Here is an 18943-nt window from a genome sequence, read left to right on the forward strand (position 1 = left end):
ATCCCCGCCGCTCAGCCAATCACAAACAACGGCTGATCGAATTCCACTGGCTGGCCGGTTTCGCCGAGGATGGCCACGATGGTGCCGGAGACGTCGGCTTCGATCGGGTTGAACATCTTCATCGCCTCGATGATCGCCAGCGTTTCGCCGGCCTTGACCTGCTGGCCGACGGTGACGAAGGCCGGCTTGTCCGGCGAGGGCGAGGTGTAGAACGTGCCGACCATCGGCGCGCGCAGCACGTGGCCTTCCGGCAGGGCGGCAGCCTGCTTGGCGCCGCCGGTGGAGGCCTCGGTGGGCGACTGCATCGGCATGCTGGGGGCGGCCGGGGCCTGCGCGGGCGGGGCAGGTGCGTACTGCTGCACCGGCGCGCTCATCACGGTGGTGCCCTTGGGCACGCGTGCCAGGCGCACGCTTTCTTCGCCTTCCTTGATCTCGATTTCGGCGAGATTGGATTCTTCGAGCAGGTCGATCAGTTTCTTGATTTTGCGGAGATCCATACGGGCCTCATGAGGTGAATCGGTGGAGGTTGCCGGCGGCTGCCGGCGGAAGGGGGTCAGGCCGTCGGCGCGGGCGCCGGCGTGGGTGAGCGGGATGTCATGCGTCGCGTTCCAGCCGCGCGATCACCGCTTCCAGCGCCAGCCGGTAGCTGTCGGCACCAAAGCCGCAGATCACGCCGTCGGCCTTGTCGCTGAGATAGCTGTGGTGACGGAACGGCTCGCGCGCATGCGGGTTGGACAGATGGATTTCCACGAACGGCAATCCCACGCCCAGCAGCGCGTCGCGCAGCGCCACCGAGGTATGGGTGAAGGCGGCCGGGTTGATCAGGATGTAGGCGGTGCCGTCCTCGCGCGCGGCGTGGATGCGCTCCACCAGCACGTGCTCGGCATTGGACTGCAGGCAGGCCAGCGCATGCCCGGCGGCCTGCGCACGGTCCACCAGGGCCGCATCGATCTGCGCCAGCGTGGTGCGCCCGTAGACATCCGGCTCGCGGGTGCCGAGCAGGTTGAGATTGGGGCCGTGCAACAGCAGCAGGTGGGCCATGACATCCGGGAGAGCGGAAAGGCCGGAAGTCTGCGCGATGTCGCCGATGCTGTCCAGATAGGCGAAGTTAGGTCTGTTTTAAACGATTGTTTTAATTTCGCGGTGGCACGCTGCCGCGTGGGTGTGCCAGGCCCTGTGGGGCTGCGGTTTCGCGGCAGGCGCCCAGCCTTCCCGGTCGGTCGATCGCATGCCGACCATCTGCTGAATCACCATGGGGCGTAGTGCAGCGCGTCCATTCGCGGAAGCGGTGCGTTCGCTGCCGTGCGTCCCGGCCCCTGCTATCTGTCGTGCTGTCGAGCGGCGTGCTCGGCAACGCCGGCTGGTGTTCGCCGGGATCCAGCCACTTCAGCGCCGATCGGCGCTCGCTCCCTTCATCATCGACCCATGCCGTCCATGCATCAGGCACGCCGGTCGAGCCAGCGTGCCGGCCCGCGGGTCTGACCGACCGGCTCACCTAGCCGCGCGCAGCAACGCATCCTCGGTGATCGCGTTGGTCAGCACGGTCGGCAGCACCGCCGGCGGCGCGCCGGGGCCGTAGACCACGTACAGCGGCACGCCGACAGCCTGGTGCTGGTCGAGGAAGGCGCTGATCCTGGGGTCGACGTTGGTCCAGTCGCCTTTCATGTAGACCGCGTCGACGCGGCGCAGTGCGTCGCGGAAGTCGGCGCTGCTCAGCACGTTCTTCTCGTTGGCCTTGCAGGTCACGCACCAGTCGGCGGTCATGTTGACGAACACCACGCGGTTGTCGGCGCGCAGGCGGTCCAGCAACTGCGGCGAGAACGCCACTACGCCTTCGGCGGCAGTGGCGGCCGGCAGGCGCAGGCGGGTGACCCCGACCACCGGCACGATCGCCAGCACCAGCATCACCGCGGCCAGGCCCATGCCGATGCGATGGCTCTTCCAGCGGCTGCGCTCGAAGCAGAACAGGCCCAGTGCCAGCAGGGTGGCGCCAACCAGCATCAGCGCCAGCGCGTCCACGCCGCGCTGCTTGCCCAGCACCCACAGCAGCCAGATCGCAGTGAGATACATCGGGAACGCCAGCACCTGCTTGAGCGTTTCCATCCACGCGCCGGGCGTGGGCAGGCGCCGCGCCAGCGAGGGAATGAAGCCGATCAGCAGGAACGGCAGCGCCAGGCCCAGGCCCAGCGCCAGGAACACCAGCATCGCCAGCAGCGCCGGGGCGGTGAAGGCATACGCCAGTGCGGTGCCCATGAACGGGGCGATGCAGGGGCTGGCCACCACGCAGGCCAGTACGCCGGTGAAGAAATCGCCCAGCGGGCCATTGCGCGCTGCCAGCGACTGGCCGATGCCGCCCAGATTGCTGCCCAGCGTGAACACGCCCGACAGGCTCAGGCCCACCGCAAACATCAGATAGGCCAGCGCCGCGACGAACCACGGCTGCTGCAGCTGGAAGCCCCAGCCGGCCGCCTGCCCGGCCGCGCGCAGGCCGATCACCAGCGCGCCGATCGCCGCAAACGACACCAGCACGCCCAGCGAATACCAGATCGCATGGCTGCGCGCGTGGCTGCGGCTCTCGCCGCTGTGGGCCAGGCCCAGCACCTTCAGCGACAGGATCGGCAGCACGCAGGGCATCAGGTTCAACACCAGCCCGCCGAGCAGGGCCAGCACCAGCATGGCCAGCAAGCCCTTGTCGGTGTGCGGCGGCTGGGTGCGCTGCGGATTGTCGGCCGAGGCATCTGCGGCCGGCGCTGCAGTCGCCGCGGGCGTCGGTGCCGGCGCCGGTTCCGCAGGCAGCTGCCCGGCCGGCAGCGGCGAGATCATCAGCGGCGCCGCCTGCGCCTGGTTCTGCGGCGACACCGTGCCGGCGGGCAACTCCAGCGCCACCCGACGGGTCATCGGCGGGTAGCAGATGCCATCGGTCTGGCAGCCCTGGAAGGTCGCCACCAGGGTCGCCTTGACCGGTTCGGCATGCTCGCGCAGCAGCGGCAAGGTGACTTCGGCCTGGTCGAAATACACCACCACATCGCCGAAGTGCTCATCGCGGTGCGCCTTGCCCTGCGGCCAGCGCGGCAGCCCGGGACGCACGCCGCCGGCGCCTTCCAGCGCCAGCGAGGTGCGGTCGCGGTAGATGTAATAGCCGGGCGCGGGGGTGAAGCGCAGCAGCAGGCTGTTGCCGTCGCCGACGATGGCTTCGAAGGTGAAGGCCTGCTCGGCCGGCAGCGGCAGTGCGTCCACGCCGGCGGCCTGGCCGGTGCTGCCGAACAGCCGCGGGCCTGCCGGTGCGCGCGGCACCAGTGCGCCCAGGTTTTCGCGTGGGGTGGCGGGCGTCGTGGCGGGAGCCGAGGCATCGGGCAGGCGCACGCGCAGCTCGCGGCGTTGCGGCGGGTAGCACACGCCGGCGTCGGCGCAGCCCTGGTATTGCACCTGCAGCACGGCGGTCTGCAACCCGGCATCGGCCTTGCCGGCCAGCCTTGCCTGCAGCTGCTTGCGGTAGGTCTGCACCTGGCCGAAGAACTCGTCGTGCTTGCTCTCGCCTTCCGGCAGCGCCAGCTCGCCGGCGGCAAAGCCTTGCCCGGATTTGACGCTGATGCGGTGGCGATACAGGTAATAGCCCGGCGCGATCTTCCAGTGCAGCGCGATGCTGTCGCGGCTATCGGCGGTGGCGCTCAGGGTGAAGGCCTGATCCACCGGCAGCAGGTCGGCCTCGGTGACCGCGGCCTGCGCGGGCAGGGGCGCCACCAGCGCCAGCGGCGCGGCGAGCAAGGGTATGGCCAGCAATGCGCAGCGGGCGATCCAGCGGGACAGAGACTTCATGGACGTCAGGATTCCTTGCGGGTTTCGGCCCGGACCCAATCGAGATACGCCGGCAGCCCGGCGCTGGCTTGGACCGCGATCGCCTCCGGCAGTTCATACGGATGCAGCGCCTGCAGCCGCGCGATGGCGTCCGGCAGGCGGTCTTCCCAGGTCTTGATCAACAGTTGCACTTCCTGGCTGCGCTCGATCGCCCCGTTCCAGCGGTACAGCGACTGCACGCCGGGCAACTGGGTGACGCAGGCGGCCAGGCGCTCGTCCAGCAGCACGCGCGCAATGCGCTCGGCGCTGTCGGCATCCGGACAGGTACTGAACAACAGATGGAGGGAAGAGGCGCTCATGTGACCGCGCAGTGTAATCCCCTGTTTGCGGGGGATCGACCGCAGATTCTGGAACAGGGCATTAAGTTCGCTGGGCCTGGCGGCTGGGCGGCGATGCCTGCGCATTGGTGGCCGACCATGCGAGGGTGCGATGGCGCTGCAGCGGAGTAAGTGGGCGTAGTGCGGGGATGTGGTCGGAACAGGCCGAGCGACCACGCGCTGGCCGGGCGAGACAGCGAACCGGGGCTCAGCCGGTTATTTCATCCACCCAGCAGGCACGCCATGCTGCGACTGGCGTTTTGTAGATGCTGTCATACACGCCGACCTGCGTTACCCAGGTCCTGCGCCTGCCCACTGACGTTGCAGGTCGCGGGGCCGACGGCACTGCGCAGCAGGCGCGCGAGCGGGCATGTGGATTGCCGCTGCAGGCCGTCTCCCGGCCCGGCGCCTGGGGCACCGGGCCGGGCCGGATCAATTGGCCAGCTGGCAGCTGGCCGGCTTGGCCGAGGTGAACAGGCTCGAGGTCGCCCATTCGGGGTGATCCACGAACGGGTTGCGGTTGCCCTGGAAGCTGAAGATCACCTGGTTGCGCGCCCGCTCGGCATCGTCCGGCGGGTCGGCCTGGTGCCAGGCCAGCAGCGTGGACAACAGGCCCATATAGGCGGGCGAAGCCGAGGTCTGCACGATCTTGCTGCGGTCGTCGGTGAGTTCCAGGTCCGGCTCGGACTGCCCGGTGGCCGCGTCGGTGCCGCCTTCATAGCGGATCGCCATGTACATCACCGCACGCGCCATGTCGCCCTTGCGCTTGCCCCATACCTCGAAGGTGCCGCCGTTGCCATCCGGGGTGCGCACCCAGTTGGAATTGCCCGGATAGCGCCCGCTGCCGCCGCCACTGCCGTCATTGACCTCGGTGACCCGCTCGCCGCAGCTGCTGGTGCAGGCCGCGTACGGCTTGTTGCCGCGGTCGGCGTTGAAGGCGGTGTCGGTCAGATACAGCATGTGGGTGTCGGTGTAGGGCGCATACGGCAGCCCCTTGTCGCCGCTGGCGCTGCCGAAGCCCAGCGAGTTGGGCCAGGTGTGCTCGCGGTTGTAGGTCAGCCCGCTCCCGGTGCCGGCACGGTCGCTGCCCTTGGCGTAGCTGCGGTTGCGGTAGGCGTCCAGGATCCGGCCGCTGTTGTTGGGATCTTCGTCGGCCATCTCCAGGATGGTCCAGGTGCTGGTGCCCGAGCCGCTGTACGGATAGACCGTGTGGCCCTTGATCACGGTGTGCAGCGAACAGCGCAACTGGCTGGCATTGGCGGTGTTGACCCGCGAGTAGTAACCGGTGCCGCCGCCGCTGGCGGTGGCCACGGTGAAGGCGATCGACTGGTTGGCGGCCGGGCTCAGCCCGCTGGCATCGCGGATGGCGCTGGCGGTGATCGCCAGGGTGCAGCGCTCGCCACCGACCAAGGCGGTGTTGGTGGACAGGCTGAAGCGGGTGCCGCTGGTCGGGTAGCTCAGCGCCACCGTGCCGGAGCTGGCGCAGCTCAGTGCGAAGGCGCCGCTGCTCAGCGTCACCGCCTCGCTGAAGCCCACGCTCAGGTCGCCGGCGGCGGGAAAGCCGGTCGCGCCCTGGGTCGGGGTGGTGCTGGTGATCGTCGGTGCCGCGCCGGTCTCGCCGCCACCGCCGCTGCCGTTGAAGCTCTGGCCGCGGTTGCACGCGCCAAAGGTCTGCGCCGACGAGCCGGCCCAGCTGAAGTTGGACGCGCTGCTGCCGGTGCCGGTCAGTTGCAGCGAGCTGCCGACCGCGCTGCTGTTGCTCTCGCTGACCGGCAGGTTCTGGCTGGTGATGCCGGCGGCAGGGCCGCCGCTGGCGGTGATGGCGCCTTCGTAACTGAGGAACTGCACCAGCTGGCCGTTGGGGTCGACCAGCGCCACGCCGTCGTTGGGCCCGTTCTGCACGCCGTTGCTGGCGTAGCCGACCGTGACCACGCGCACCTGGCTGCCGCAGCTGACCAGGCTGCCTGCCGGCACCGCCGTGTTGGCGTAGACCGTCGCCGCGCCCGGCGTGCTGCCGTTGTACAGATAGATGCGGTAGCCGCTCAGCGATTCGCCGGCGGTGGCCACCACTTCCACCCCTTCGCCGCTGTCGCCGGAGGCGCCTGCGTCGTCGTAATGCAGTTCGTTGATGAACACCGCCGCGTGGGCGGTGGGGACGGCCAGCGCGAGCGCACAGGCCAGCGGAAGCGTGCAGCTGGGGGCCCAGCGCAAGGGGAAAGCACGGGCAGGGGACGGCAACCTCATCGACAGCTCCTTGTGATCGGGGAATGCGTGGCCGACTGTAAAACGTGTGCATGACAATCGGTGGAACCTGGTTCCATTTTTAGAGCGGCTGCTCCGGCGACTGCTCGGTGCGCACTGTCCGGCGTGCCAGTGGCTCGGTAGACGGTCTCAGGCGCAGCCGGCGATTGCGCAGCCCGGTTCCCACCACGGTTCCCACCCGGCTGACCGTCGCCAGCGGGCAATGCGCGCCAGGTCGTGTCGGCCGCTTCGCGGTCCTGGCACGGAACTGCCCGGCGAAAATTTTTTGCCCCCAGCCCTTGAAAGCTGGCCACACAGCACAATCTCTGGCCCGCACCCGCTCTGTCGGGTTTTTTCCGCGCGCTGTGCTGGCAGTCGTCACATGCGAGTGCTAACATCGCCGATAATTTCCAGACCAATCAATCACTTAAGAGGGTCTTTCTCTATGAGCATCAAGCCGCTTCACGACCGCGTTGTAGTCAAGCCGATCGAAGCCGACGAAGTTTCCGCCGGCGGCATCGTGATCCCGGACTCCGCCAAGGAAAAGTCCACCAAGGGTGAAGTCGTCGCCATCGGCGCCGGCAAGCCCCTGGACAACGGCAGCCTGCGCGCGCCGGTGGTCAAGGTCGGCGACAAGGTCATCTACGGCCAGTACGCCGGCAGCAGCTACAAGTCCGAAGGCGTCGAGTACAAGGTGCTGCGCGAAGACGACATCCTGGCGGTCATCGGCTGATAGCCGTTGCCGGCGGGATTCGGGAGTGGGGATTCGGGATTGGCCACTGCGCTTGGCGCAGCTGATCCCGCATCTCCCCCGAACCCCGCTTTAGCCAATCCCCAATCCCCAATCTCAAATTCCGGAGTTACAACAAATGGCTGCTAAAGACATTCGTTTCGGTGAAGACGCACGTACCCGCATGGTTCGTGGCGTCAACGTGCTTGCCAATGCCGTCAAGGCCACCCTGGGCCCGAAGGGCCGCAACGTCGTGCTCGAGAAGAGCTTCGGCGCGCCGACCATCACCAAGGACGGCGTCTCCGTCGCCAAGGAAATCGAACTGGCTGACAAGTTCGAGAACATGGGCGCGCAGATGGTCAAGGAAGTCGCTTCCAAGACTAACGACAACGCCGGCGACGGCACCACCACCGCCACCGTGCTGGCCCAGGCCCTGATCCGCGAAGGCGCCAAGGCCGTGGCCGCCGGCATGAACCCGATGGACCTCAAGCGCGGTATCGACCAGGCCGTCAAGGCCGCCGTCGTCGAGCTGAAGAACATCTCCAAGCCCACCACCGACGACAAGGCGATTGCCCAGGTCGGCACCATCTCGGCCAACTCGGACGAGTCGATCGGCAACATCATTGCCGAAGCGATGCAGAAGGTCGGCAAGGAAGGCGTGATCACCGTTGAAGAAGGCTCGGGCCTGGAAAACGAGCTGGACGTGGTCGAGGGCATGCAGTTCGATCGCGGCTACCTCTCCCCGTACTTCATCAACAACCAGCAGAGCCAGTCGGCCGACCTGGACGACCCGTTCATCCTGCTGCACGACAAGAAGATCTCCAACGTGCGCGACCTGCTGCCCGTGCTGGAAGGCGTGGCCAAGGCCGGCAAGCCGTTGCTGATCGTCGCTGAAGAAGTCGAAGGCGAAGCGCTGGCCACCCTGGTGGTCAACACCATCCGTGGCATCGTCAAGGTCGTGGCCGTCAAGGCACCGGGCTTCGGCGACCGTCGCAAGGCGATGCTGGAAGACATGGCCGTGCTGACCGGCGGCACCGTGATCTCCGAGGAAGTGGGTCTGGCGCTGGAGAAGGCCACGATCAAGGACCTGGGCCGCGCGAAGAAGGTGCAGGTCTCCAAGGAGAACACCACCATCATCGACGGCGCCGGCGACTCGGCCACGATCGAAGCCCGCGTTGGCCAGATCAAGACCCAGATCGAAGACACCTCGTCCGATTACGACCGAGAGAAGCTGCAGGAGCGCGTGGCCAAGCTGGCCGGTGGCGTTGCAGTGATCAAGGTCGGCGCGTCGACCGAAATCGAAATGAAGGAAAAGAAGGCCCGCGTCGAAGACGCCCTGCACGCCACCCGTGCAGCCGTCGAAGAAGGCGTGGTCCCGGGCGGCGGTGTGGCCCTGGTGCGTGCGCTGGTGGCCGTCGGTAACCTGACCGGTGCCAACGAAGACCAGACCCACGGCATCCAGATCGCCCTGCGCGCGATGGAAGCCCCGCTGCGCGAAATCGTGGCCAATGCCGGCGAAGAGCCGTCCGTGATCCTGAACAAGGTCAAGGAAGGCACCGGCAACTACGGCTACAACGCGGCCAACGGCGAGTTCGGCGACATGGTCGAGTTCGGCATCCTGGATCCGACCAAGGTCACCCGCTCGGCGCTGCAGAACGCAGCCTCGATCGCCGGCCTGATGATCACCACCGAAGCCATGGTGGCCGATGCACCGAAGAAGGACGAGCCGGCGATGCCGGCCGGCGGTGGCATGGGCGGCATGGGCGGCATGGATTTCTGATCCACGCCACTCGGCTGTTGCAGCACAAAGGACCCCGCCGAAAGGCGGGGTTTTTTTGTGGGCAATCGTGGATGCCGCAAGAGGTCGTGCGTGGCCACGCAGACCCCATCATGACCCGTAGGAGCGCCCCTGGGCGCGAAAGGGCTTCACCGGGAATGCCCCAATCGCGCCCGGGTGCGCTCCTACCGGGCACCGATGCGGCCAACGATTCGCGAACCCGACCGTGTCGAACCCACGCGTGCATAACCACGCAAACCCCATGACCCCGTAGGAGCGCCCCTGGGCGCGAAAGGGCTTCACCGGGAATGCCCCAATCGCGCCCGGGTGCGCTCCTACCGGGCACCGATGCGGCCAACGGTTCGCGAACTCGACCGTGTCGAACCCACGCGTGCATAACCACGCAAACCCCATGACCCCGTAGGAGCGCCCCAGGGCGCGAAGGAGCTTCACCGGGAATGCCCCAATCGCGCCCGGGTGCGCTCCTACGCGGCGCAGATGCCAGCGGTCCGCGCAATCGGTTCGCGGCCCCAACCGTGTCGAACTCGGCGCTTGCATGGCCACGCAAACCCCATGACCCCGTAGGAGCGCCCCAGGGCGCGAATGGGCTTCACCGGGAATGCCCCAGTCGCGCCCGGGTGCGCTCCTACGCAGGGGCGATGCCATTGGCTTGCGCAATCGGTTCGCGGCCCCAACCGTGTCGACGTGCGTGCCATCGCGTGGATCGCGAACCCCATCACACTTGCATGACAGTGTGTTGACATCGATGTCAGCGCCAACCTAGCGTCGCTGGGCAGGCGCTTGCGCCGAACGGTCGGGGGGCCATCGGACAGGGGGCGGCGATGCGGTGCATCGCTCGCAGGCGTCGTTGCAGTGGAACGCCACGCCGGCCATGCCGGCCTCTCCCGGGGATCTTATGAACTGCCGCAGTCATCGCCTTGCCTTGTCGATTTCCTTGTCCCTCGCCCTGACCGCCGCCATCGCACCGTCGGCGGCGGCCCAGCAGGCCGAGCCGGAGCAACCGCGCGCCACCTCCACCCTGGATGCGGTCAGCGTCACCGGCTCGCGCATCAAGCGCGCGCAGGTCGAAGGCGCGCAACCGGTGGTCACCATCTCTGCGCAGCAGATCCAGCAGGAGGGCTTCGCCACCGTCTACGACGTGCTCAACAGCATGAACCAGCAGGGCTCGGTGGAGGCCGATACGCAGTGGGGCTCGCATACGCCCAACGCCTCGCCGATCAACCTGCGCGACCTGGGCCCGGGCCGTACCCTGCTGCTGGTCAACGGCCACCGCGTGGCCGACTACCCGCTGCCGTACGGCGGCGAGAGCAACTTTTCCAACTACAGCAACATCCCGTCCGCGGCGGTGGAGCGCATCGACATCCTGACCGGCGGCGCCTCGGCGATCTACGGCTCGGACGCAGTGGCTGGCGTGGTCAACGTGATCCTCAAACGCGATTACCAGGGCGACCAGGTGCGGCTGCGCGGCGGCACTGCCACCGAAGGCGGCCGCGACAGCTTCGACGTGTCCTGGGCCGGCGGGCGCACCGGCGAGAACTGGAGCCTGACCTACGCGCTGCAGGCCACCCGGCGCGATCCGCTGAGCGGGCGCGATCGCCCCGAGATGGACGATTCCGACGACATGGCCTATTCCAACTGGACCGGGCAGAACCGCCGCTACGGCTTCAACCCGTTCACCGGCCTGAGCCTGGTCGATGCCAACACCAACGAACGCCTCGCGCCGCCCGCCGGCACCTGCGCGCGCTTCGGCGGCGAGTTCATCGACGGGCAGCGGCTGAGCTACAACCAGAACACCGGGGTGGTCACCAACGCCGGCGACTACTGCGGCGTGGCCCGCGACTACGGCGACTGGGGGCTGGTCACCGGCAGCGAGGACTACTCGGCCTATCTCTACGGCACCTGGAAGTTCGGCGAGCACACCGAAGCCTGGGCCACGCTGTCGGCCAACCGCAGCATCGGCCGCTGGACCTACGACCCGCCGTACGTGTATCTGGGCCCGTTCCAGGACGCCGACACCGGCCGCTCGCTGTACGCGATCCGGCAGCTCACCCGGCGCGAGGCCGGTGGTTGGGACCGGCTGGCCAACTACAACAAGGAGCAGTCCTGGGACCTGAGCGCCGGCTTGCGTGGCGTGTGGGCCGACCGCTTCGACTGGGAGCTGAGCGTGGGCCGCTCGCGCTACACGGTGGACGAATACGTACGCACCGTGGACACCGCCCGCGCCACCGATTATTTCCTCGGCAGCCCCACCGGCACCGCCGCCGACGGCACGCCGATCTATGCGATCAACCAGGCGCGCCTGTATGCGCCGCTGTCCTCGAGCGAGTACGACGAGCTGGTCGCCAAATCGCATAACTCGGCGTATTCGTGGGTGAACCAGGCCAGCTTCAGCCTGAGCGGCGATCTGGTGCAGGGCTGGGCCGGGCCGATCCGCTTCGCCACCGTGGCCGAAGTCGCCAAGCAGGGCTACCAGCTGTCGCCCGACCCCTGCGCCAACGAGTGCTATCCGGTCGATGTGGTGGACAGTGGCGGCGGCGAGCGCATGCGCAGTTCGGCCGGGCTGGAATTGCAGATTCCGCTGCTGTCGACGCTGAGCGCCAATGTCGCCGGCCGCTACGATCGCTACGGCAGTTACCGTTCTTCTGCGGCGATTCCGACCGATGTCGGCACCCAAAGCGACACCACCTGGAGCGCGGGTCTGGAATGGCGCCCGGTCGAGAGCCTGTTGGTGCGCAGCACGCTGGCCACCAGCTTCCGCGCGCCGGACATGCATTACGTGCTCGGCGAACCCAGCTCCACCAACCAGACCGTGATCGACCAATACCGCTGCATCGCCACCGGCGCGTATCTCACCGGCGGCTGCAACGACGAGAACAGCAACATCTACTACACCGTGGACGTGAACCGTCGCGGCACGCCGGATCTGCGCTCGGAAACCGGCCGCTCGTTCACCGGCGGGGTGGTGTGGGACATCGTGCAGGGTCTGTCTCTGAGCGTGGATTACTACCGCATCGAGCTGGAGGAAATGATCAAGGATCTGGACCGCGACGAGATCCTCTCGGCCGAAGCCGGCTGCCGCACCGGCACCACCATCAGCGGCGGCGCCTGGAACAATCCCGGCGGCGCCGGCTATTGCGACACCATCACCTCGCGCGTGTTGCGCAATGCCGACGGCACCATTGCCAGCATCGAGCGCGGCCCGATCAACCTGGCGCAGATGGAAACCTCCGGCATCGACGCCTCGCTGAAATACCGGCTTGCCACGGCGGGTTGGGGCAACTTCCAGTTGTCGCTGGACTACAACAATCTGCTGGCCTATCGCGAGCAGATCTACCGCACCGACAGCGATGAAAACCGCCGCGACGAACGCGTGCGCAGCCGTGTGCGCGGCAGCGTGCACTGGGACAACGGCGGCGCCTGGGACTGGACGGTGTACTTCCGCCGGCTCGGGTCCATGCGCGCGGTCAACTGGGGCACCTGCGAGCGCTTCGACGACGGCTACCAACCCAGTGCCTCGGACGCATGCGTGGTCACCGACACCGCCAACGTGCATCTGGGCGAGAGCAGCAAGCGCTACTTCGGCCGCGTCGGCCCGGCGATCTACTGGAACCTCAGCACCGGCTACAGGATCACCGACCACGCCAAGGTCAACTTCTACGTCAACAACGTGTTCAACGAAGTGGGCTACGAGAACAAGGAGCGCTTCTACGGTTACGGCTTCTACAACACCACCTTGTTCAACCCGATCGGCCGCGAAGTGGCGGCGGAATATGTGTTTACGTTCTGATTGAAGGTGGTGGCCGCATCGCACGTCACGGCACAGCGCCGTGGCGTGCGATGCATGGTCGATGGCATCTGCACAGGCAAGCCGTACGCGATCCCGGCCTGCCAACGCGCGCGTGGTAATGCCGCGCATCGGTTCGCCCAGCTTGTCGTGCGCCGCGGTGGTCGGCGCGACACATGCGGCCTGCAGGCCCCCCGCATTGGCAGCGCTGCAACGTTCCGTTGCCGATGAAACAGTGGCAACGGCCAAACGTGCGTGGTATCAATGCACTCAATGAACGCACCCCGCAGCCAGTTTTACTTTTGGTACTACGGTTTTCCGATGCCGCTGGCGGAGGACGGATTGCGCTCACCCTGAAGAAATCTTCAGCAGCATTCCCGAAAAGCCGCCAGCGCACACTGGCGGCTTTTTTGTTGCCGCCGCGCCTGGCTCCCTGATGCAACACCGCCCACCGAGACACTGTTATGCCGCCTGTGACCGATGACCTGCGTATCCGCAAGATCGAAGCCCTTGCCCCGCCCTCGCAGCTGCTGTCGCTGCTGCCCTGCGACGAGCGCGCCTCCGAGACCGTGACCAATTCGCGTGCCGCGCTGCACGAGATCCTGCATGGCCGTGACGACCGCCTGGCGGTGGTGATCGGGCCCTGCTCGATCCACGATCCGGTCGCGGCGATGGACTACGCGCACCGCCTGCGCCCGCTGCGCGAGCAGTTCGGCGACGCGCTGGAGATCGTGATGCGGGTGTACTTCGAAAAGCCGCGCACCACCATCGGCTGGAAGGGCCTGATCAACGATCCGGATCTGGATGGCAGCTTCCAGATCAACAAGGGCCTGCGGGTGGCGCGCGGTCTGCTGCGCGACATCAACAACCTCGGCCTGCCGGCCGGTGTGGAATTCCTCGACATCATCTCGCCGCAGTACATCGCCGACCTGGTGGCCTGGGGCGCGATCGGCGCACGCACCACCGAAAGCCAGGTGCATCGCGAAATGGCCTCGGGCCTGTCGTGCCCGGTGGGCTTCAAGAACGGCACCGGCGGCGACGTCAAGATTGCGGTGGACGCGGTGGGTGCGGCCTCGCACCCGCATCATTTCCTGGCCGTGACCAAGGACGGCCACACTGCGGTGGCCGCGACCGCAGGCAACCCGGATTGCCACGTGATCCTGCGTGGCGGCAAGCAGCCCAACTTCGACGCGGCCAATGTGGAAGCGGCCAGCCAGGTGCTCAACACGTCCGGCTTGCCGGCCCGCCTGATGATCGACGCCAGCCACGCCAACAGCGGCAAGAATCCCGAGAACCAGCCCAAGGTCATCGACGATATCGCCACGCAACTGGAAGGCGGCGAGACCCGCATCGTCGGCGTCATGGTGGAAAGCCACCTGGTCGGCGGACGCCAGGAACTGGTGCCGGGCTGCGCACTGACCTACGGCCAGAGCATCACCGACGGCTGCCTGGGGTGGGACGCCTCGGTGCAGGTGCTTGAGCGCCTGGCGACAGCCGTACGCGCACGTCGCGCAAGGCGGGTTGCCGAAGCTGCGTGATCGTTGATGCGGTGGGGCGAGAACACGAGGCTTCGCGCGGACCCTCATCCGGCGCTACGCGCCACCTTCTCTCGCCGGGAGAAGGGAGAAGCCCCTCTCGAGCAGCCTGGCAGTGAACACAAGCGCACGCGTGCTGATGGCCGCTCCAGAACGAGAACGCCGGGCCGGCGCAGGGAGCCGGCCCGACGGATTGGACACCACCCAGTGGTGACCCGTCGCGCCCAGCGGCAGGAGGGGGAGAGAGCCGTCCTGCCGCCGAATGCGAGCGGGCAGGAACGTTATCCTCCACATCCGTGACATCGCGATGTCGCAGCATGTCGATGCCAGCAATGAAGTTCGCGAAGCGTTAAACACTGGCATGACGGCCGTGCTCCGATCCCTCTAGCAACACCGCCACGCTGCGCTAAACCGCCGATTCCCGATTCCCGATCCCGCTCACCCCAACATATCCCCCGTCTCCAACCAGCGCTGATGCCACGACAGCGCCTCGGTCAGCAGATGCGGGGTGTGCTTGCCATAGCTGTCGCGATTGGCGCGCGCCACATAATCTTCCAGCGCATCGCGGTAGCGCGGGTGTACGCAGTGATCGAGCAACTGGCGTGCGCGTTGCTTGGGTGTGAGGCCGCGTAGATCGGCCAGGCCTTGTTCGGTGACGATCACCGAGACATCGTGTTCGGTGTGGTCGACATGGCTGACCATCGGCACGATCGACGAGATGCTGCCGGCCTTGGCGATGCTGGGGCTCAGGAAGATCGACAGGAAGCCGTTGCGCGCAAAGTCGCCGGAACCGCCGATGCCGTTCATGATGCGGCTGCCCATCACGTGGGTGGAATTGACGTTGCCGTACAGGTCGGCCTCGATCATGCCGTTCATGCCGATGCAGCCGAGCCGGCGCACCAGCTCCGGATGATTGGAAATCTCCTGCGTGCGCATGATGATGCGCTGCCGGTAGAAATCGATATTGCGCTTGAACTCCTCGTTGCCCTCCGGGCTGAGCGCAAAACCGGTGCACGAGGCGTAGCGCAGCACGCCATCGCGCAGCAGCGCGAGCATGCCGTCCTGGATCACTTCGGTGAACGCTTCCAGGTCGCGGAAGCCGCTGCGTGCAAGCCCCGCCAGCACCGCATTGGGGATATTGCCCACGCCCGATTGCAGCGGCAGCAGGCTGGCCGGCAACCGGCCCTTGCCCACTTCATGGCGCAGGAACGCGATCAGGTGCTCGGCGATGCGTTCGCTGCTGTCGTCGGCGGCAGCGAACGGGCTGTTGCGGTCCGGGCCATGCGTGCGCACCACTGCCACGATCTTGTCCGGATCGCAGCGCAGGCTGGGCTCGCCGATGCGGTCGTCGCCGTGGATCAACGGAATCGGCTTGCGCTGCGGCGGCAGCGCAGTGCCGTAGTACACGTCGTGCATGCCATCCAGGCCGGCCGGCTGCCAATCGTTGACCTCGATGATCACCTTGCTGGCCAGGTCCAGCCAGGTCTTGTTGTTGCCGATCGAGGTGGACGGCACCAGGCTGCCGTCGGCGCGGATCGCCGAGACTTCCACCACGGCGGTGTCGATCTGGCCGTAAAAGCCGAACCACACGTGCTGGGCGACGTGGCTGAGATGGATGTCGATATAGTCCAGCGTGCCGGCGTTGATGCGTTGGCGCGCGTCCGGGTCGGACTGGAACGGCATGCGCATGGCGATGCCGTCGGCCTTGGCCAGCGCGCCATCCAGTTCCGGCGCGGTGGATGCGCCGGTCATCAGCTTGATCTGGAATGGCTGGCCCTGCAGATGCGCCGCTTCGATGCGCTGTGCCAACGCCATCGGCACCGCCTTGGGGTAACCGGAGCCAGTGAAGCCGCTCATCGCCACGGTCTCGCCGGGCTGGATCAATGCGGCAGCGGCCTCGGCAGAAACCAGGCGCTCGCGCAGCGGCGCGTACAGGATGCGTTCGTCGGACATGGGCGGCACAGCGGGACAGGGGATTGCCATTATCGCCGCTGCATGCGTTGGCCGCGCTGCGACCATGGTGCAATGCAATGGTGCGGATGGCCGCAACTGCGTGCGAAGCGGGCTGTTGCGTGGCAGGTCGGTTGGGGCAATACATCGACGCTGCGTCCGCTTTCGTTGCCGCTTCTGCAGCCTGGCGTCGGCGTCGCCGCTGGCAGGCCTGCGGTCGCCTGGTGAGCGCAGGCCGGCAAGCCCTGTGCACTGCTGCGCTGTGGTACATCGTCAACGCATCCCCAGCTGCCGTGCAGCGGATGCGGTGATGCGCTACCGGCCATGTTCACGCCTCGCCGCCAGCGCAACCGCGATAGTGGCGGCAGACTCGACTTCTGCCTGCGCCCATGTCCTCTCTTCGCGACCGCTTCCAGCGCTGGCCCCGGCCAGGGCGCATCGCAGTGGTCGTGCTGGTGGCGCTGTATGCGCTGTATCTGCTGGCCGGCAACCTGTTTCTCAACACGCCGCTGTTCGATGCCGTCACCAACCGGCAGCCGCATAAATTCACCATGCAGACCGGCCCGGCACTGACCGTGTTTCCGGGGCAGGTGATGGCCTGGAACGTGCGCATGCGTGGGCAGGCCAACCGCACCGTGTACGTGTTTCACGCCGACCGCGCCAATGCGCGCGTGGCCTTGCTTGCACTGTTGCGGCGCGAGGTGCGCCTGCCCTGGCTGCATGCCACCGGCCTGGAAGCGGAAGTGGAAACCTCCGACACGCCCATTCCGCCACCGCCGCGCGGCGATCAGGGCTGGACGCTGCGCTTCGATGCGATCACCAGCAACAGCATCCGCAGTGCGCGCCTGGGCAAGCTGCTGATCGCCGGGCAGGGCCACGGCAGCGTCGGCTTCCTCAAGCAGCTCAAGGGCGGGCCGTCGGAGCTGTTTCCCTCCGAAGCGGGCTTTCGCGATGCGGTGGTCAGCTATGACGGGGTGCAGGTGTTCAATGGCGCGCAGCTGGATACGCAATTCCAGTTTCCGCGCCATTACCGCGACCAGGCGCCGGGCCTGCGCAAGCTCGGCATTACCCATGCGCGCCTGCAGCTGAAGGCGGCGACCGTGGCGTTGAAGATCGACACCGGCGCGCCGCACGTGGACATCCGCAGCGGGCCGTCCGCGGCGCGGGTGGAGGCCGACATCACGCTGGATCGCGGCACCCTGCAGGAGGGCAGCCATGCGGTCTGGCGTCTGCCGTTGATGGCCGGCGTCGGCGCGACCGACCGCGGCATGCTGGCGCTGCAGCTGGACGTGGCGCGCGACATCCGCGTGCAGGCACGCCTGCCGCGCGACGAGAAGACGGGCAGCGAACTGCAGGCCGATCTGCGCATCGCCGGACGCAGCATTCCCTTCCAGGATCCTGCGCAGGTACTGCCACGCCTGTCCGGGCAGGTGCGCGGGCGCTGGCAGTTCGAATCGCTGAACTGGATCGCCGAGCTGTTCGTGCGCAAGCCCTGGTTCCAGCTCGCAGGCGGCGGCCTGGTCGAGGCCGATCTACGGCTGGCGCAGGGCCGGCTCGCCAGCGGCAGCAGCCTGGAGATTCCGCGTGTGGAGGCGGTGGCGCAGGTGTTCGATACGCGGCTGGCCGGTATCGCCAAGGCGCATGGACGCATCGACGATGCCGCCACGCCGCAGGCGCATCTGGAGGTGAGCATCCCCACCTTCAAGGCCGCACCGCGCGATGCGCCCAGGCAGGTCCTGCTGGACGGCCGCGATCTGCAGCTGGCCATGCATGGCGATGCCGAACTGGCGCGCCTGCGCGACACGCTCAAGGCGCAGCTGCGTTTCAGCGATGCGCGCGTTCCCGATCTCACCGTCTACAACCGTTACCTGCCCGGCAAGAACGTGCGCCTGCTCGGCGGCAGCGGCAGCCTGACCGGCGATGTCGCGCTCAATGCCGCCGGCGATGTGGGCAGCGGCCACGCCAACCTGCGCGGGCAGGGCGCGCATCTGGCGCTGGCCGGCGTGCAGATGCGTGGCGATGCCGAATTGCAGGCGCAGCTGCAGCGTGCCGATTTCAAGAACAAGTTCTTCGACCTCAGCGGCACGCGCGTGCGCCTGCGCAATATGCGTGTGGGCGACGACAGCAGCGACTCCAACTGGTGGGGGCAGATGCAGGTCGGTGCCGGCACCATCCAGGCCAGCGCACCGTTCCAGGTGGATGCCGATGCGGCGATCCGCATGCGCGATGTCGCGCCGCTGCTGTCGGTGTTTGCGCAACGTGCCGACTATCCGCGCTGGGTACTGGGCTTGCTGGATTCGGGCGAGCTCGACGCCACCGGCAGGGTACGTTGGCGCAAGCAGCAGTTGCTGATCGACGACCTGCATGCGGAGAATGCGCGGCTGTCGCTGCGTGCAAGGCTGGCCTTGAACGATGAGCAGCGGCGCGGCGATCTGTATCTGCGCTGGGGCGTGCTGGGCGCCGGGATCGAACTCGATGGCAAGCAGCGCCAGTGGCATCTGGCCGGCGCGCGCGAGTGGTACGACGCGCAGCCGGGGTTGTTGCCGGCGGTATCGAAGGCGAAGTAAGCGGCTCGTTGTCTGAGGCTTGCGTATTGCGGCCAGCTTTGCCGTCTTCGATGAGGCAGTGCGCGCATTGCCGGGCATGTAGGACATCCACTGCACACCGGGCAGCCTGCCGGTGCCCAGCCGCAATCGCCGCTGCGCACCGCGCTCACGGTTTCCTTGGCACACT

At 67.3% G+C, this 18943-nt stretch carries 12 protein-coding genes; 6 read left to right on the forward strand and 6 right to left on the reverse strand.

Annotated features, from left to right (window positions below; translation table 11 throughout):
- Window positions 1-11: 11 nt before the first annotated feature.
- The 5 genes from accB to ACCQ04_RS02695 form a co-directional block, all read right to left on the reverse strand.
- Complete coding sequence (gene accB / locus ACCQ04_RS02675; protein ID WP_016903367.1) at window positions 12-497, reverse strand: acetyl-CoA carboxylase biotin carboxyl carrier protein; 486 nt, start codon at window positions 495-497, stop codon at window positions 12-14.
- 97 nt (window positions 498-594) lie between these two features.
- Window positions 595-1041: a type II 3-dehydroquinate dehydratase gene (gene aroQ, locus ACCQ04_RS02680; protein WP_039811529.1), complete on the reverse strand. Its 447-nt coding sequence runs from the start codon at window positions 1039-1041 to the stop codon at window positions 595-597.
- A 450-nt stretch (window positions 1042-1491) separates the two neighbouring features.
- The gene (locus ACCQ04_RS02685; protein WP_226426922.1) at window positions 1492-3816 is read right to left on the reverse strand and encodes a protein-disulfide reductase DsbD family protein; all 2325 of its coding nucleotides are present in this window, start codon (window positions 3814-3816) and stop codon (window positions 1492-1494) included.
- Between the two features lie 5 nt (window positions 3817-3821).
- The gene (cutA, locus tag ACCQ04_RS02690; protein ID WP_024940554.1) at window positions 3822-4154 is read right to left on the reverse strand and encodes a divalent-cation tolerance protein CutA; all 333 of its coding nucleotides are present in this window, start codon (window positions 4152-4154) and stop codon (window positions 3822-3824) included.
- Window positions 4155-4604: 450 nt separating this feature from the next.
- Window positions 4605-6416, reverse strand: a complete 1812-nt coding sequence (locus tag ACCQ04_RS02695; protein WP_226426921.1) for an endonuclease — start codon at window positions 6414-6416, stop codon at window positions 4605-4607.
- Window positions 6417-6858: 442 nt separating this feature from the next.
- On the opposite strand from ACCQ04_RS02695, the gene ACCQ04_RS02700 reads away from it, so the two are divergent.
- From ACCQ04_RS02700 to ACCQ04_RS02720, 5 genes are all read left to right on the forward strand, one after another.
- Entirely contained in the window at window positions 6859-7146 is a 288-nt protein-coding gene (locus ACCQ04_RS02700) for a co-chaperone GroES (RefSeq protein WP_003483210.1), read from the forward strand.
- A gap of 136 nt (window positions 7147-7282) precedes the next feature.
- The gene (gene groL / locus ACCQ04_RS02705) at window positions 7283-8923 is read left to right on the forward strand and encodes a chaperonin GroEL (RefSeq protein ID WP_039523170.1); all 1641 of its coding nucleotides are present in this window, start codon (window positions 7283-7285) and stop codon (window positions 8921-8923) included.
- A gap of 913 nt (window positions 8924-9836) precedes the next feature.
- Window positions 9837-12728 carry a TonB-dependent receptor plug domain-containing protein gene (locus tag ACCQ04_RS02710; RefSeq protein ID WP_065032202.1) on the forward strand — a complete coding sequence of 964 codons (2892 nt, stop codon included), beginning with the start codon at window positions 9837-9839 and terminating at the stop codon, window positions 12726-12728.
- Between the two features lie 224 nt (window positions 12729-12952).
- A complete protein-coding gene (locus ACCQ04_RS02715) occupies window positions 12953-13162 on the forward strand; it encodes a hypothetical protein (protein WP_126750501.1) in 210 nt (69 codons plus the stop codon).
- A gap of 27 nt (window positions 13163-13189) precedes the next feature.
- Window positions 13190-14263 (forward strand): 3-deoxy-7-phosphoheptulonate synthase, encoded by a 1074-nt coding sequence (locus tag ACCQ04_RS02720; RefSeq protein WP_046345560.1) that lies wholly within the window; start codon window positions 13190-13192, stop codon window positions 14261-14263.
- Window positions 14264-14698: 435 nt separating this feature from the next.
- Here the strand turns inward: ACCQ04_RS02720 and scpC are convergent, their stop codons facing one another.
- Complete coding sequence (gene scpC / locus ACCQ04_RS02725) at window positions 14699-16213, reverse strand: succinyl-CoA:acetate CoA-transferase ScpC (protein WP_226426920.1); 1515 nt, start codon at window positions 16211-16213, stop codon at window positions 14699-14701.
- A gap of 386 nt (window positions 16214-16599) precedes the next feature.
- Here scpC and ACCQ04_RS02730 point away from each other — a divergent pair, with 386 nt between their 5' ends.
- On the forward strand, window positions 16600-18777 hold the full coding sequence (locus tag ACCQ04_RS02730) for a translocation/assembly module TamB domain-containing protein (RefSeq protein WP_226426919.1): 2178 nt from the start codon (window positions 16600-16602) through the stop codon (window positions 18775-18777).
- Window positions 18778-18943: the final 166 nt, after the last annotated feature.

Source organism: Xanthomonas sp. NCPPB 2866 (genome assembly GCF_041475745.2).
Lineage (GTDB): Bacteria > Pseudomonadota > Gammaproteobacteria > Xanthomonadales > Xanthomonadaceae > Xanthomonas > Xanthomonas arboricola.